The 14,141-nt window shown below is 68.4% G+C and carries 17 protein-coding genes; 4 read left to right on the plus strand and 13 right to left on the minus strand.

What is annotated here, in order from left to right; all coding sequences use genetic code 11:
* Nucleotides 1-2: 2 nt before the first annotated feature.
* The 3 genes from ACQI46_RS03535 to ACQI46_RS03545 are packed head-to-tail and all read right to left on the minus strand — an operon-like array spanning nucleotide 3 to nucleotide 1,262.
* The gene (locus tag ACQI46_RS03535; protein ID WP_427092535.1) at nucleotides 3-494 is read right to left on the minus strand and encodes a GNAT family N-acetyltransferase; all 492 of its coding nucleotides are present in this window, start codon (nucleotides 492-494) and stop codon (nucleotides 3-5) included.
* Nucleotides 487-936, minus strand: a complete 450-nt coding sequence (locus ACQI46_RS03540) for an SRPBCC family protein (RefSeq protein ID WP_427092536.1) — start codon at nucleotides 934-936, stop codon at nucleotides 487-489. Before ACQI46_RS03540 ends, ACQI46_RS03535 begins: the two co-directional genes overlap by 8 nt.
* Complete coding sequence (locus ACQI46_RS03545; protein WP_427092537.1) at nucleotides 933-1,262, minus strand: ArsR/SmtB family transcription factor; 330 nt, start codon at nucleotides 1,260-1,262, stop codon at nucleotides 933-935. Before ACQI46_RS03545 ends, ACQI46_RS03540 begins: the two co-directional genes overlap by 4 nt.
* An 85-nt stretch (nucleotides 1,263-1,347) precedes the next feature.
* Between ACQI46_RS03545 and ACQI46_RS03550 the strand changes: the two genes are divergently transcribed.
* Complete coding sequence (locus ACQI46_RS03550; RefSeq protein ID WP_427092538.1) at nucleotides 1,348-2,097, plus strand: DUF899 domain-containing protein; 750 nt, start codon at nucleotides 1,348-1,350, stop codon at nucleotides 2,095-2,097.
* On the opposite strand, the gene ACQI46_RS03555 is transcribed toward ACQI46_RS03550, so the two are convergent.
* Nucleotides 2,094-3,509 (minus strand): HNH endonuclease signature motif containing protein, encoded by a 1,416-nt coding sequence (locus ACQI46_RS03555; protein WP_427092539.1) that lies wholly within the window; start codon nucleotides 3,507-3,509, stop codon nucleotides 2,094-2,096. The genes ACQI46_RS03550 and ACQI46_RS03555 overlap by 4 nt on opposite strands.
* Before the next feature lie 98 nt (nucleotides 3,510-3,607).
* Here ACQI46_RS03555 and ACQI46_RS03560 point away from each other — a divergent pair, with 98 nt between their 5' ends.
* The gene (locus ACQI46_RS03560) at nucleotides 3,608-4,465 is read left to right on the plus strand and encodes an SDR family oxidoreductase (protein WP_427092540.1); all 858 of its coding nucleotides are present in this window, start codon (nucleotides 3,608-3,610) and stop codon (nucleotides 4,463-4,465) included.
* Here the strand turns inward: ACQI46_RS03560 and ACQI46_RS03565 are convergent.
* From ACQI46_RS03565 to ACQI46_RS03590, 6 genes are read right to left on the minus strand one after another with little or no spacing between them, the layout of a single operon-like run.
* Nucleotides 4,462-4,878: a hypothetical protein gene (locus ACQI46_RS03565; RefSeq protein WP_427092541.1), complete on the minus strand. Its 417-nt coding sequence runs from the start codon at nucleotides 4,876-4,878 to the stop codon at nucleotides 4,462-4,464. The genes ACQI46_RS03560 and ACQI46_RS03565 overlap by 4 nt on opposite strands.
* Nucleotides 4,878-6,095 carry an O-succinylhomoserine sulfhydrylase gene (locus ACQI46_RS03570; protein WP_427092542.1) on the minus strand — a complete coding sequence of 406 codons (1,218 nt, stop codon included), beginning with the start codon at nucleotides 6,093-6,095 and terminating at the stop codon, nucleotides 4,878-4,880. Before ACQI46_RS03570 ends, ACQI46_RS03565 begins: the two co-directional genes overlap by 1 nt.
* Nucleotides 6,092-6,505 carry a rhodanese-like domain-containing protein gene (locus ACQI46_RS03575; protein WP_427092543.1) on the minus strand — a complete coding sequence of 138 codons (414 nt, stop codon included), beginning with the start codon at nucleotides 6,503-6,505 and terminating at the stop codon, nucleotides 6,092-6,094. Before ACQI46_RS03575 ends, ACQI46_RS03570 begins: the two co-directional genes overlap by 4 nt.
* A 19-nt stretch (nucleotides 6,506-6,524) precedes the next feature.
* Complete coding sequence (locus ACQI46_RS03580; protein ID WP_427092544.1) at nucleotides 6,525-6,965, minus strand: lumazine-binding protein; 441 nt, start codon at nucleotides 6,963-6,965, stop codon at nucleotides 6,525-6,527.
* Nucleotides 6,962-8,194: a formate-dependent phosphoribosylglycinamide formyltransferase gene (gene purT / locus ACQI46_RS03585; RefSeq protein WP_427092545.1), complete on the minus strand. Its 1,233-nt coding sequence runs from the start codon at nucleotides 8,192-8,194 to the stop codon at nucleotides 6,962-6,964. The genes ACQI46_RS03580 and purT overlap by 4 nt, the downstream gene beginning before the upstream one ends.
* Nucleotides 8,191-8,721, minus strand: a complete 531-nt coding sequence (locus ACQI46_RS03590; protein WP_427092546.1) for a MarR family winged helix-turn-helix transcriptional regulator — start codon at nucleotides 8,719-8,721, stop codon at nucleotides 8,191-8,193. Before ACQI46_RS03590 ends, purT begins: the two co-directional genes overlap by 4 nt.
* 58 nt (nucleotides 8,722-8,779) lie before the next feature.
* On the opposite strand from ACQI46_RS03590, the gene ACQI46_RS03595 reads away from it, so the two are divergent.
* Together ACQI46_RS03595 and ACQI46_RS03600 are read left to right on the plus strand one after the other, a co-directional pair.
* Complete coding sequence (locus ACQI46_RS03595) at nucleotides 8,780-10,795, plus strand: MMPL family transporter (protein ID WP_427092547.1); 2,016 nt, start codon at nucleotides 8,780-8,782, stop codon at nucleotides 10,793-10,795.
* Between the two features lie 92 nt (nucleotides 10,796-10,887).
* Nucleotides 10,888-11,079, plus strand: coding sequence for a ferredoxin (locus ACQI46_RS03600; RefSeq protein ID WP_427092799.1), 192 nt, complete (start codon nucleotides 10,888-10,890; stop codon nucleotides 11,077-11,079).
* 9 nt (nucleotides 11,080-11,088) lie between these two features.
* Here ACQI46_RS03600 and ACQI46_RS03605 read toward each other — a convergent pair whose 3' ends face one another.
* The 3 genes from ACQI46_RS03605 to ACQI46_RS03615 are packed head-to-tail and all read right to left on the minus strand — an operon-like array spanning nucleotide 11,089 to nucleotide 14,141.
* Nucleotides 11,089-12,198, minus strand: a complete 1,110-nt coding sequence (locus ACQI46_RS03605) for a diguanylate cyclase (protein ID WP_427092548.1) — start codon at nucleotides 12,196-12,198, stop codon at nucleotides 11,089-11,091.
* A 6-nt stretch (nucleotides 12,199-12,204) separates the two neighbouring features.
* Nucleotides 12,205-12,849, minus strand: a complete 645-nt coding sequence (locus ACQI46_RS03610; protein ID WP_427092549.1) for a PaaI family thioesterase — start codon at nucleotides 12,847-12,849, stop codon at nucleotides 12,205-12,207.
* Nucleotides 12,846-14,141 carry an adenylosuccinate synthase gene (locus ACQI46_RS03615; protein ID WP_427092550.1) on the minus strand — a complete coding sequence of 432 codons (1,296 nt, stop codon included), beginning with the start codon at nucleotides 14,139-14,141 and terminating at the stop codon, nucleotides 12,846-12,848. Before ACQI46_RS03615 ends, ACQI46_RS03610 begins: the two co-directional genes overlap by 4 nt.

Below are 14,141 nucleotides of genomic sequence, written 5' to 3' on the forward strand. Positions count from 1 at the left end.
GCCTATCGAGCCGGTGGCAGCACCTTGAGGAACGCGACGGGATAGTTCTCCTGGCCGTCGGCCGGCAACGGCTCCGCCAGGCGGGTGTAACCCAGTGACTCGTACAGCGCCACGGCCTCGGGTTGGCGATCGCCGGTGGTCAGGTAGACCCGCCGGTAGCCCGCGGCGGCGATATCGGCTTCGAGCTGGGCCACCAGCGCGCGGGCCAGGCCGCGACGGCGGTAGCGCGTGTCGGTCCAGATGCGTTTCAGTTCGGCCGTGGTGGCGTCGAATCTGCGGAACGCGCCTCCGGTGACGGGTTGTCCGTCGAGCAGCCCGATCAGCAGGGCGCCGTCGGGTGGCTCGAACTCGGTGGCCGGGTAGCTGCGCAGCCACGCGTGCACGCGGTCGCGCCGTCCGCCGTAGCGGTCGGCGTACTCGACGGCCAGCTCGTCGATCAGCGGCGCGGCCCGGGGATCGTCCTGGTGGACCGCGACGAAGCCCAGTTCAGCCACGACGGGCGGGGCGTGGCAGCAGGGTAGCCAACTGATCGGCGGTCACGGCCCAGCCGTGCTCGTGGTCGTCGAAGGCTTCCGGCGGGAGGAGCGCGTGCTCGATCGACATCAGGGTCTCGGAGTCTCCGACGGGCTCGAACGTCACGCGCACAATGCTCGACGTGGTCGGGTCCGTCCATCCTGAATGACTCCACGTGAACCGCAACAGGTTCGGACGTTCGAGGTCGAGGAACTGTCCGGTGATGAGGACGAGCGTCCCCTCGTCATCGACGTCGAAGCGGACCCGGCCTCCCACGCGTGGATCGACGTGCACCGCGACGCAGCGCGACGGGCGCGGGCACATCCACTCCATCAGCGCGTCCGGGTCGAGCCATTCGTCGAACACGTCCTCGGGTGGTGCGGGCAGCACGCGCTGGATGCGGGCGACCGGGCCGACGGTCATTGGCCGCGCCTCTTCTTCAATCGCTCCGAGAGCGCGTCGGCGCGCACGGACCAGAATTCGGTCTGCTGGTCGATCCACTGTTGCGCGCCGGCGAGGCCGTCGGGCTGCAGCGACAGCCAGTGCTCTCGACCGCGGATTTCGCGCCGCACCAGGCCGGCTGTCTCCAGGACTCCGACGTGGCGCGACACCCCGGCGAACGACATCGGTAGCGGCTCAGCCAGATCGGTGATGCGCGCGTCGCCGTGGCGCAGCGCCTCGAGCAACCGTCGTCGCGTGGGGTCGGCGAGCGCGGCGTACGCACGGTCCAACACCGAATCTTCAACCACCTTGTTGACTATAGCGGGCCGCACATGGTCTCCTTGCACATACGTTCAACAACTTTGTTGAATATTCTGGAGGAGGTGTTCGCCCATGGACAAAGCCGCGGTGGTGTCAGCACAGGAGTGGGAGGCCGCGCTGACCGAGATGCTGGTCAAAGAAAAGGAACTGACGCGCGCACGTGACGCCCTGGCCGCGATGCGCCGCCGGATGCCGTGGACGCCGGTGCGCTCCGACTACGCGTTCGAGGGACCCGGCGGGCGCGTGAGCCTGCTGGATCTGTTCGCCGGTCGCCGGCAGTTGATCGTGTATCGGGCGTTCATGGATCCGGGCGTGCACGGTTGGCCTGAGCACGGGTGCGTCGGCTGCTCCCTGATGGCCGACCACATCGGCAATCTCGCGCATCTCAATGCCCGGGACACCACGCTGGTCTATGCGTCGCGGGGATCGCAGGCCGATCTGGCGCGGATCAAGGAGCGGATGGGATGGGACATCCCTTGGTACACCATGCTTGCCGACGAGCGCGGGGCATTCGACACCGATTTCGACGTCGATCAATGGCATGGCACCAATGCGTTCATCCGGTGGCCGGGCGAGGACGGCGAGGATCAGATCTACCGCACGTACTTCATCAATGACCGCGGCGACGAGGCGTTCGTGAACACCTGGAACCTCCTGGACATGACCGCGCTGGGACGACAGGAGACCTGGGAGGATTCGCCGCCCGGTTACCCGCAGTCTGCGCCGTACGAGTGGTGGTGCTGGCACGACGCCTACGCACATGCGCACGATTCGCGTCCACGACGGGATTCGTTCGCGGATTGTGAGCACTGCGGCAACTAGAAGGGCGGTGGATCGGCGGCGAAGCGCTTCCGATTCTGATTGCGCTCCCATTCGATTCGGTACGCGCGTTCTTCCGCGCGACTCCGGCGTCTCAGTGGCATGGCCAACGTCTTGAACCCCGACTCCGGTGGCGGCACGCCGGCGGGAAGCACGATTGTCCCGGTGGGCTTGGCCAATTGCGGGAACAGCAGTGCCCCAAAGGGTTCGGTGACATATCGACGGCCGGTCGGCGATGTGTATTTCATTGTGCCGTCCGGCATTTGAACTTCCCGCCATCTGCCTTTGCCGGCGAAGAACGTCTTGATCACGTGATGCCGACGGCAGTACAGCTTGCAGTTCGAGGGGTGCGTCGGACCGAAGGGGTACGGCACCGTGTGGTCGATGTCGCAGCGAGACGCGGGGACGCCGCACCCGGGCCACCGGCACGTCATGTCGCGGAACCGGACGAATGCGGCCAGCGCTGCCGACGGCCGGTACTGCGGCTCCTCCCTCAGATCCTTGGGATTCGGGAGCTTCCGCACCCGGGCCTTCTTCGCCAGTGCAGCGACGTTCGCGGCGGGCACCGCGCCGACGCCGGGCTGGAACCCCGGCTTGTCGCTGTCACCGTCGACCGTGCCCTGCTCGGCAAGGACGTAGACGACGGTCTGAGAAGAGGCCGGCTCCGGGTTCGCCCCCGCCGGGCAATCCTCCGAACCACACAGGCACGGCATCACCGACAAGCCGTCGGTCAGCGCGTCGAGGGCGTCAGCCCGGCGCTGCTCTTTCGTGCGCGGGTCATCCCGGCAGACGGAGTCGGCGATCTGGTCGAGCTTCTTGTCGAAGGCGATACCTTGCGGCCCCCGGACGGACCCCTCGATGTATGCCATGCCATCTCGGCCTGGATTGACGTCGATGTAGCGGTCGTCGTCACTCTTCCGGGAGAGCCGGACCGCTTCGGGATCGAGATTGGCAACCAGCCAGTCGATCGCCTCGGCAGTCTTGTCCCGAGACCGGGCGTTCCAGGTGGCGGCCTTCTCCGCGAGTTTCTCGTCGAGCAGCGCGAGCACCTCGGGATCTTCCACGAGACCCGTGCGGTGATCGATCTGGGTGACGACGCGGTAATCCACGTCGCCGTTCCACACCACCTCGGCGAGTTTCGGAAACGCTTCGATCAGCCGCAGGCCATAGCCCATCTGCGACGATGCGCGGCCACGGCTGACACCCAACTCAGCGCCGACCTCGGCAGCGAGTAACTCCCAGTTGTCGATGCACCACTGGTTCGCATCCTCCGCGCCTGACTGGGCGATGCGGCGCTGACTCAGCCGACCGGCCGCGACCAACCGGCGCCCCATGCTTCTGCGCTCCTGGCGCAGCGCATCAGACATCTCGGTGAGCAGTGCGCCGTCACCGAGATCCGCCAGCTTGTCGAACATGTGTTCGAGTATGCCAGCGGGGTGTGACAAATCGCGCCGGAAGCAGCGGACGCTCACCGGCCTTCCACCCAAAACTTGACACGTGTAAATTCAGTGACATGGACAACATCCGTGGCAAGACCATCGCCATCACCGGAGCTGCGCGTGGTATCGGCTACGCGACCGCCGAGCACCTGCTTCGGCGGGGCGCGCGGGTCGTCATCGGCGACCGCGACGTCGCGCTACAGGAGTCGTCGGTGGCCAAGCTGGGCAATCTCGGTCCGGTGTCGGGCTATCCGCTCGACGTCACCGACCGCGAGTCCTTCGCCACCTTCCTGGACAAGGCACGCACCGACGGCGGCGGGCACATCGACGTACTGATCAACAATGCCGGCGTGATGCCGATCGGGCCGTTCCTGGACCAGTCCGAACAGTCCATCCGGTCGTCGATGGAGGTCAACCTGTACGGCGTGATCACCGGGTGCCAATTGGCGCTGCCCGACATGATCGCGCGGCGGCGCGGCCACATCATCAACATCGCGTCGCTCTCCGGCCTGATTCCGGTTCCCGGCCAGGTGGTCTACGTCGGCACGAAGTTCGGCGTGGTCGGGCTGTCCGCCGCGCTTGCCGACGAGGTCGCACCGCACGGCGTGCACGTCTCGGTGGTGATGCCGCCGTTCACCAAAACCGAACTGATCTCGGGCACCAAGGACCCCTCGGCGGTCAAACCGGTGGAGCCGGAGGCGATCGCCGCCGCCATCGCCAAGACACTCGACAAGCCCAAGACGCACGTGTCGGTGCCGCCGGCGCTGCGCTTCACCGCCCAGGCCGCCCAGATGCTCGGACCGCGCGGGCGGCGGTGGCTGAACAAGAAGCTCGGCCTGGACACCGTGTTCCTGGACTTCGACAAGGACCAGCGCCAGAGCTACGAACAGCGCGCGCAGTCGGCGCTCGGAGTCGTCGAGGACAAAAACTAGAAGACGGGAAGAGGCGCTCCGAGACGGTACGCCTCGATGGCGTCGATATGGTCGAACAGTTCCTCGAGGTTGAACTGGTAGTCCTCGGACGTGCCGACGAAGACGACGTGCGCGATCTCGCCGCCGTCGTCGGGAGTCAGCAGGATCACCGTCACGTTGACGACCTCGTCCTCGTCGGCGACCTCGCCCTCAGACGGCGGCCAGTACCAGACTGCACCGGTGTCGTCGTCGGCGTCCAGCGAGAACTCCCACCCGCGCTCGGTGAGCCGAGCGTCGAATTCCTCGAGCTCCGAAGCGATCTGGAGTTCGTCGGCGACGCCGGCGGGAAGCCACACCTGCTCCCGAGCGGCCTGGCGCTTCTTGCGACGGGCCTTCTTGCGCTCGGCCGCTCTGCGGTTCTGCGCGCGCGCCACTACCCGAGCGCCTGATCCAGGTCGGCGAGCAGGTCGTCGACGCCTTCCAGCCCGACCGAGATGCGGACCACGCCGTCGCCCAGGCCGATCGCGGCTCGTCCCTCCGGGCCCATCGCCCGATGGGTCGTGGTGGCCGGATGGGTGATCAGTGATTTCGAGTCGCCGAGGTTGTTGGAGATGTCGACGATCGACAGCTTGTCGAGCACCTCGAACGCGCGCTCCTTGGCTGCGTCCTGATTGCCGGCGCCGCTCTCGAGCTCGAACGTGATCACCGTTCCGCCGCCGGTCATCTGACGCTTGGCCAGGTCGTACTGGGGGTGCGACTCCAGGAACGGGTAGCGCACCCAGCTCACCGCAGGGTGCTGTTCGAGGAACTCCGCGATCCGGTGCGCTGACGAATTCTGGTGTCGCACACGCAAAGCCAGCGTCTCCAGGCCTTTGAGCAGCGTCCAGGCGTTGAACGGACTCAGCGCGGGTCCGGTGTGGCGCATCAGCTTCTGCACGGGCTCGTCGATGTACTCCCGGCTGCCCAGGATCGCCCCGCCGAGCACACGGCCCTGACCGTCGATGTGCTTGGTGCCCGAGTACACGACGACGTCGACGCCCAGTGGGAAGCCCTGCTGCAGGATCGGGGTGGCGAAGACGTTGTCCAGCACCACTTTTGCACCGGCAGCGTGGGCCATCTCGCAGACCGCGGCGATGTCGACCAGCTGCTGCATCGGGTTCGACGGGGTCTCGAAGAACACCGCCTGAGTGGGCACCGACAGAGCCTGCTCCCACTGGTCGAGGTCGTCGCCGTCGACGAACACCGTCTCCACACCCCAGCGCGGCAGGATCTCGTTGCAGATCACGAAACACGAGCCGAACAGGCTGCGCGCGGCCACAAGTCGGTCGCCGGCACCGAGCAGCGCGCCCAGCGCGGTGAACACCGCCGACATGCCGGTGGCGGTCGCGAAGCAGGCCGGTGCGCCTTCGATCAGTCGCAACCGCTCCTCGAACATCGAGACCGTCGGATTGCCGTAGCGCGAGTACACGAAGCGGTCGACCTCACCGGTGAACGCCTGCTCGGCTGCGCCGGCGCTCTCGTAGACGTAGCCGGAGGTCAGGTACATCGCCTCGGCGGTCTCTTCGAAGCCTGAGCGCAACAGCCCGCCGCGGACCCCGATGGTCTCCTGGCTGACGCCGTCGGGCAGTGGCTGCGGTGTCCGGATGCTCATGACTGCTTCCAGGGCAGGCCGACGGCTTTCCAGCCGACCGACCCGCGGTGCCGGTTCTCGTCGAGATCGCCCTCGAACCCGTCGAGCACGTTGTAGGACGGTCCGATCCCGGCCGCCGTGGCGGCCTCCGCGGCACCGATCGAGCGGTTGCCGGAGCGACACAGGAAAACCACCGGGCGTTGACCGGGGGCGATGCCCGCGGCCCGCAGATCTTCGACGAAACCGTCGTTGCGGGAACCGTCGGTCCGGTTCCACTCGATGAACACGACATCGCGCTGCAACGGCGTCAGATCCGGCACCCCGACGAAGCGCCATTCGGCGTCGGTGCGCACGTCAACCAGCACCGCATCGGCATTCTCGCTCAGCAGCTTCCATGCCTGTTCCGGTGTGAGATCTCCGGCGTAAGTCACGGTCAGGAGTGTCCCACAGCTAGCTCGGACCGGTCGAACAGACCTTCCAGCCGCCACCCTCGCGCACAAAGGTCATCGGGACCGTCTTCTTGGTGTCCGGGTCCCCTTCGAACGAGTAGGTGACCTCGGTGGTCGCCCGGTCACCGTCGATGCTCACCGCGCCCAGGTCGTCGAGCACCCGCTTACCTCGCTCGGCCTCGGATTTCTGTTGTCGCTCAAGGATTTCGGACTCGGTGCCGTGCTGGGCTGCGCACGTGTAACTCCGGAAGGCCGCGTAGTCCTGACGCTGCAGCGCGTCGTTCTGACCGACCGCGGCGTACGCGACCTGCTGCTCGTCGCTGGACTCCTCGCCGGAGAAGATGCTGAACAGCCACATTGCGATCACGACGGCCACAATGATCGCCAGTGCCCCCAGGAACGGTCCTGCGCTGCTGCCGGTGGAGTCGTCGTCCTCGGTCACCGCAGGTCCCGCAGCGTGGCGGCGATCCGCCGGACGCGGTCGCGGGCCACGATCACGTCGGGCGCGGTCGCCGCGGCCATCGTGCGCCACGGACGCGCGGAGGACGGATCGGTACCGGCGAAGACCCGGACGTCGCTCTCGGCGACCACCAGAGCCTCGGCCAGCACCTGCCGCCGCCGCGCCGAATCGACCTCCTCGGCGCTCTGAGCGGTCCGGTAGTTCACCTCGACAGCGGCCGGAGAGATCATGATCGTGTCGACCGGGAGGCCCAGGATGGCCCGGGCGTGCAGCTCGAACTCGCTGAGCCGCTGGGAACGCAACGTCACCAGCCCGGTGTCCTGCGGGCGCGGTCGCACATCGGCGAAGTACACCTCGTCGCCGCGGACCAGCAGTTCGACGGCGAACACGCCGCGGCCGCCCAGCGAGTTGACGATGCGCGCGGCGATCGACTTCGCCGCGTCCAGCGCCGCGGGAGACAACTGCTGAGGCTGCCAGGCTTCCACGGTGTCGCCGTCGAGTTCCTGGTGTCCGATCGGTTCGCAGAACGACACGGCCGGACCCGACGGGCCCGTGGTGCGCACCGTCAACAACGTCACCTCGACGTCGACCTCCACGACGGACTCCGCCATCACGCGGTGCATGCTCAGCGATCCGCCGGCCACGGCGCGCCGCCAGGCCGGCTCGATGTCGTCCGGGCGCAGCAGCACCGACTGCCCCTCCCCCGGGGCTGCGGCGACGGGCTTGACCACCAGCGGGTACCCGGCGTGCGCCGCGACGGCGGCCAGTTCGTCGGCCGAACCGGCGAACCAGAACGGCGCGGTGGGCAGGCCGATCTCGTCGGCGGCGAGCCGCCGTAAGCCTTCGCCGTCCAGCGACAGCCGCGCGCTGCGCGGGGTGGGCACCACTTCCACGTCGCCGCGTTCGGCCACGGCGATCAGCGCGTCGGTGGCCACCGCGCCGGTGTTGGCGACCACGATGTCCGGGCGCTCGGAATCGATCAGCGCGGTCAGCGCCGCGGCATCGGTCAGGGTGAGCACCGCGGAGCGGTCGGCGACGGCGTAGGCGGGCGCCCCCGGATACTCGTCGACGGCGATGACCTCGGCGCCGAGCCGCTGGAAGGCCAGGGTCAGCTCACGGCTGCGCTCGCCGGCACCCAGCAGCAGTACCGACGCCGTGTGGCCCCCAGCCACGTGTTCGGCGCTCGTGGCGCCGTCCGTCGTGTCACTCATCGACGATCAAGCCTGCCAGACCCGGCCGACCCATGGGTGAGCCCGGGCTGACGGTCGTCCTCGATGTGGGTGCGGAAGAGCTGCATCGCCTCGACCAACGCGCCGAACACCCGGTGTGCCGCCCACAGATCGTCGTCGGACAAGTCCGCCAGCGCCTCGGAAGTGTGGTGGGCCAACGGGGTGAAGAACTCGCGGGCGACGGCCATGCCGTGCCCGGCCACCCGCAGCAGCACCTTCCGCCGGTCGGCGGGGTCGGTGCCGCGGACCAGGTGGCCCGAGGCGATCATCCGCTCGACGAAATAGGTGATGGCCGCGCCGGACACCCCCATGCGTCGGCTGAGTTCGCCGGCCGTCAAGGGTTGACCGGCATTCTCGGCCAGCATGACGTGCAACATCGCGCGGAAGTCGTTGGCGGTCAGCGCGTGCATCCCCGCGAACTCGTGCGCGATCTGATCGGACGCGAGCGTCAGCGCGCGCACGTCCTCGGCGAGGAGCTGCTCCAGACCCTGCCGCTCGAAGTCATCCACACCCGAACCCTAACTAATTTCAATTGATTAATGATTAATTATCTGAAATATTGGTGGGATGTCGCGCCGTTTCTCCTGGGCCATCGCCCTGGGTATCGCCGTCCTGTCCGCAGTGCTGATGGGACTGCTCGGCGGCGGCGATTCCGGCCAGCAATCCCCCGTGGCCGTTCCCCCCGATGCCGAGTCCGCGCGGGCCGACGCAGCTCGCGCGGCGTTCCCGGGCGGGGACCGGGTACCCGCAATATTGGTCGTCACACGCGCGGACGGGGATCGGTTGACGCCGCCTGACCGGGCTGCCGTCGACGACGCTCGCGCGCGCATGTTCGCCGCCGCCGAAGCCCCTCCGGCGGGACCGCCGCCGGTGTTCTCCGAGGACGGCGAGGCTGCGGTGGTGACGGTCCCGCTCACCACCGAACTGTCCGGGTTCGCCCTCACCGACAAGGTCCAGGAGCTGCGCGCGGCAGCCGACGACGGACTGCCCGGCGACCTCCGGGCCGAGGTCACCGGCGGGCCCGCTTTCGGCGCCGACATCGCAAACTCGTTCTCGGGCGCCAACTTCACGCTGCTCGCGGTCACCGCCGCCGTGGTCGCGCTGCTGCTGATCATCACGTACCGCTCGCCGGTGCTGTGGTTGGTGCCGCTACTGGTGATCGGGTTCGCCGACCGGGTGGCCGCGGTCCTGGGCACGAGCATCTCCGAGGCGATCGGCATGACGCCGGACGGGTCCACGTCGGGCATCACCAGCGTGCTGGTGTTCGGCGCGGGCACGAACTACGCGCTGCTGCTGATCTCGCGCTACCGAGAAGAGCTGGGCCGAAGCGAATCTCACTGGGAGGCGCTGGACATCGCGGTGCGCCGAGCCGGGCCGGCGATCATCGCCAGCAACGCCACCGTGGTGCTGGCACTGCTGACGCTGTTGCTGGCGACGTCGCCGAGCACCCGCAGCCTGGGCGTTCAGGCGGCCTCCGGCCTGGTGGTCGCGGCGGTGTTCGTGCTCCTGGTCCTACCCCCCCTGCTCGGGGTCTTCGGCCGGAAGTTGTTCTGGCCGATGATCCCTCGCGTGGGCGCGAAAGCCCTGACCGACACCGGGATCTGGCACCGCATCGCGTCCGGGGTGGCACGCCGGCCCGCCGTCGTCTCGGCGGTGGCGATCGGGTCGCTCGCAGTTCTGTGCACGGGCATGCTCGGCACCCCGATCGGGTTGTCGCAGACCGAACAGTTCCGCGTCGAGGCCGAATCGGTCGACGGCTACAACCGGCTGGCCGATCACTTTCCCAGCGGGGTGACCGACCCGACCCGCGTGATCGCCTCGACCGACCGCGCCGAGGCGGTACAGCGCGCCATCGAGGACACCCCCGGTGTCGTGTCGGCCAGTCCCGCCGGCACCTCCCCCGACGGTCTGAGTCAGTGGTCGGTGGTGCTGGCCGCCGAACCGGCCTCCGACGAGGCGTTCGACACCATCGACGCGCTCCGCGACAACGTCCATGCCGCCGACGAGGCGGCGCTGGTCGGCGGCTCGGATGCGCAGGCGCGCGACTCGGCCGCCGCGGCCGCTCACGACCGGACCGTGGTGATCCCGGCGATCCTGCTCGTCGTGCTCGCGGTGCTCTACGTGCTACTGCGATCGGCGTTGGCGCCGCTGATCCTCGTCGCCGTGACGGTGCTGAGCTCGCTGGCCGCGCTCGGACTGGGCGGCTGGGCCAGCGTGCACATGTTCGGGTTCCCCGCACTCGACGTCACCGCCCCGCTGTTCGCGTTCCTGTTCCTGGTCGCGCTCGGCGTGGACTACACGATCTTCCTGGTCACGCGTGCCCGCGAGGAAACCCCGGAGCACGGCACCCGCGACGGCATCGTCCGCGCGGTGTCGGCCACCGGCGCCGTCATCACCAGCGCCGGCATCGTGTTGGCGTCGGTGTTCTGTGTGCTCGGCGTGCTGCCACTGATCGTGCTGACCCAGATCGGGATCATCGTGGGCCTGGGCATCCTGCTCGACACATTCGTCGTCCGGACCGTGATCATCCCGGCGCTGTTCACGCTGATCGGCCCGAAGGTGTGGTGGCCTGCCCTACGCTGACCGGATCAGCCCGTTGATCTAGGGTCTGGCATCGTTGAAGGTCATCTTGTGACGGCGACTGCGCGGGGGAAGACATGGATTCCGAGCAACGGATGAAGGTGGCAGCAGATCGGGACTTCTGCATCCAGGCCGGCAACTGTGTGATGGTGGCCGGCGAGGTCTTCGACCAGGACGACGACGGCATCGTGGTGGTGCTGACGCCCGAGGTGACCGGCGAGTCGATCGATCATGCCCGCGATGCGATCAACCTGTGCCCGGCCAACGCACTTCGATTCGAGGACTGACCGCCGCGCTCAGACCGCGGTGATCGGGTCGGCGATCACCGTCTGGTTGCCGCCCGCGCTCTTGGCCCGGTACATCGCCTGATCGGCGCGCTCGACGAGGCGCCGCACGGCCTGACGCACGTCGTGGCCGTCGAGGTGCATCGAGGCCACCCCGACGCTGACCGTCGTGGGTACCACGTCCGTGGCGGTGTCGGCCAGCGCGTCGTGGAGCCGCTGGGCCAGCAGCGCCATCTCCGGTGGCTCGGCGTCGGCGACGATGACGAACTCCTCACCGCCGGTGCGTGCGGTCACCGACCGCACACCTGCGTCCGACACGGCCGCGCGCGCCGCGTCGGCCACCGCCACCAGCACCCGGTCGCCGGCGTCGTGGCCGTAGGTGTCGTTGATGGCCTTGAACTTGTCGACGTCGATGGCCAGCACCCCGATGCGTCCGCTGCCGGTCGGCACCAGCTCCACCACGTCGTTGTCGAAGCCGCGACGGTTGTACAGCCTGGTCAGCGGATCGTGCAGGGCGTCGACCGCGCCCATGCGCAGCGCCAGCAGGTACGACTGCACGATCACCTGCACGCCCACGACGGTCGGCAACAGCACCAACAGCCGCACCGTGGTCACCTCGGGCGACGCGGTGCCCTGCCACAACGCCAGTCCGTAGGTGTAGGCGAACGCGGCCATCGTGAACAGGAGATGCGCCAGCAGCGCCCGCGGCCCGTGGACGACGACGACGTAGATCCCGTTGGCGGCCAGCAGCGCCAGACCGGGCATCGCGGTGAAGGCGTCGCCGCAGCAGACGATCACCGCGACCACCGCGAAGTCGGCGTAGACGGTGAACGCCGCCGACTGTCCGCGCGTGGGCCACGGCCCGAGGATCCAGAGCACGCCGAGCGCCGCCGAACTCAGGGCGATCGACAGCACCAGGACGCGACCACCCGGTGGGCCGCCCTCGAGCAGGCCGCCGGAGACTGTCAGCGCCGCGGTGATCCCGTAGAGCAGCGCGAACGCACCGATGAACACCTGGTGCACCCGCAGCAGGCCGCGGGCACGCAGATGCCTTGCGGTCCAATCGAAGTCAAACGGCTGCCGCCACCAGATCCGAAAGAATTCGCGGAAGCCCTTTTCCATCGAATGTCACGGCTGGCCGGGCAGCAGGCGGATCATGAGACCGTTCGCCTCGGCGAGCAGGCTGCCGTCCGGGTGGCGGAGTTCGGCGTTGACGAACGCCTTGCGCCCCTCGGCCTCTCGGACCCAGCCGCGCGCGGTGAGCACCGTGTCGATCGGGGTGACCTTGCGGTACTCCACATGCAGGAACGCGGTGCGGCTGATCGGCCGTCCAGTGGCGTGGATGACCATGCCGAAGACCGAGTCGAACAGCAGCGGGAGCACGCCGCCGTGCACAGCTTTGTTGCCGCCCACGGAGAACCGGCTGAATTCGACCTCCAGCTCGACGCCGTCGGCCTCGAACTTGGTCACGCGGTACGGCGGCATCAGCAGGCTGCCGGCTCCCGGCAGCGACGGCACCCGGTTGGCCGGGCCGACCCCCTCGCCGGCTTCGTGCGGCGCCAGCAGGTCCACCAGCTCCTCGACCAGGTCGGCCGCGCGGTCCCAGGTCTGTTTGTCGGGGTTGGCCGACACCGCGAGGTCCTGCGCGCGGCGCATCGCCGTCAGGAACCGTTCGAAACCCGGACCGGGCTCGGCCGGCTCGAACACCGGGAACCCGCCATGGCGGTCGTAGTCGGGGTCAGCGCGGCGCGGGTCGAGGCCGTAGTCGCTCACCTGGCCGCCAGCACGTCGCGTCGCACGATGGTCTGGTCGCGGCCCGGGCCGACGCCGATGCACGAAACATGTGCGCCGGCAAGCTCTTCCAGCCGCAGCACATAATCCCGGGCCTTGGCGGGCAGGTCCTCGAACTCGCGGGCGCCGGAGATGTCCTCCCACCAGCCGGGCATCTCCTCGTAGATGGGCTCGGCGCGGGCGATGTCGGTCTGGGTCATCGGCATCTCGTCGGTGCGTTTGCCGTCGACGCGGTAGCCGACGCAGATCGGCACCGTCTGCAGGCTCGACAGCACGTCGAGCTTGGTCAGGAAGTAGTCGGTGATGCCGTTGACCCGGGTGGCGTAGCGGGCGATGACCGCGTCGAACCATCCGCAGCGCCGCGCCCGGCCCGTGGTGACGCCGACCTCGCCGCCGGTCTTGGCCAGGTACGCGCCGTGCTCGTCGAACAGCTCGGTCGGGAACGGTCCCGACCCGACGCGGGTCGTGTAGGCCTTCAGGATGCCCAGCACGGTCGTGATGCGGGTGGGCCCGATGCCCGAACCCACCGACGCCCCACCGGCGGTCGGGTTCGACGACGTGACAAACGGATACGTGCCGTGGTCGACGTCGAGCAGGGTGCCCTGGGAGCCCTCCAGCAGCACCGTCTCGCCGTTGTCGAGCGCGGTGTTGAGCAGCAGCCGGGCATCGGCGATGCGGTGCTTGAACCCCTCGGCCTGCTCGAGCAGGTTGTCGACCACCTCGGCCGGATCCAGCGCCTTGCGGTTGTAGACCTTGACCAGCACCTGGTTCTTGAATTCCAGGGCGCCCTCGATCTTCTCGGCGAGGACGTTCGGGTCCCGAACGTCGGCGACGCGGATACCGATGCGGGCGATCTTGTCCTGGTAGCACGGGCCGATCCCGCGCCCGGTGGTGCCGATCTTCTTGCTGCCCGCGTAGCGCTCCACGACCTTGTCGATCGCAACGTGGTACGGCATCAGCAGGTGGGCGTCGGCGGAGATCAGCAGCCGCTCGGTGTCGACGTTGCGCTGCTCCAGGCCGTGCAACTCGGTCAGCAGCACGCCAGGGTCGACCACCACGCCGTTGCCGATCACGTTGGTCACCCCGGGGGTCAGGATGCCCGAGGGGATCAGGTGCAACGCGAAGTTCTCTCCCGTCGGGAGCACCACGGTGTGTCCGGCGTTGTTGCCGCCTTGATAACGGACCACCCACTGGACGCGACCACCGAGCAGATCAGTGGCCTTCCCTTTGCCCTCGTCGCCCCATTGGGCGCCGATGAGGACGATTGCCGGCAT

This window comes from Mycobacterium sp. SMC-4, assembly GCF_050205565.1.
GTDB lineage: Bacteria > Actinomycetota > Actinomycetes > Mycobacteriales > Mycobacteriaceae > Mycobacterium.

Excerpts from the sequence above, each read along its gene's own strand:
- ACQI46_RS03595 (WP_427092547.1), top strand. The coding sequence starts at position 8,780 with ATGTCGCGCCGTTTCTCCTGGGCCATCGCCCTGGGTATCGCCGTCCTG.
- purT (WP_427092545.1), bottom strand. The coding sequence starts at position 8,194 with ATGAGTGACACGACGGACGGCGCCACGAGCGCCGAACACGTGGCTGGG.
- ACQI46_RS03570 (WP_427092542.1), bottom strand. The coding sequence starts at position 6,095 with ATGAGCATCCGGACACCGCAGCCACTGCCCGACGGCGTCAGCCAGGAG.
- ACQI46_RS03555 (WP_427092539.1), bottom strand. The coding sequence starts at position 3,509 with ATGTTCGACAAGCTGGCGGATCTCGGTGACGGCGCACTGCTCACCGAG.
- ACQI46_RS03615 (WP_427092550.1), bottom strand. The coding sequence starts at position 14,141 with ATGCCGGCAATCGTCCTCATCGGCGCCCAATGGGGCGACGAGGGCAAA.
- ACQI46_RS03540 (WP_427092536.1), bottom strand. The coding sequence starts at position 936 with ATGACCGTCGGCCCGGTCGCCCGCATCCAGCGCGTGCTGCCCGCACCA.
- ACQI46_RS03560 (WP_427092540.1), top strand. The coding sequence starts at position 3,608 with ATGGACAACATCCGTGGCAAGACCATCGCCATCACCGGAGCTGCGCGT.
- ACQI46_RS03605 (WP_427092548.1), bottom strand. The coding sequence starts at position 12,198 with ATGGAAAAGGGCTTCCGCGAATTCTTTCGGATCTGGTGGCGGCAGCCG.
- ACQI46_RS03550 (WP_427092538.1), top strand. The coding sequence starts at position 1,348 with ATGGACAAAGCCGCGGTGGTGTCAGCACAGGAGTGGGAGGCCGCGCTG.
- ACQI46_RS03600 (WP_427092799.1), top strand. The coding sequence starts at position 10,888 with ATGAAGGTGGCAGCAGATCGGGACTTCTGCATCCAGGCCGGCAACTGT.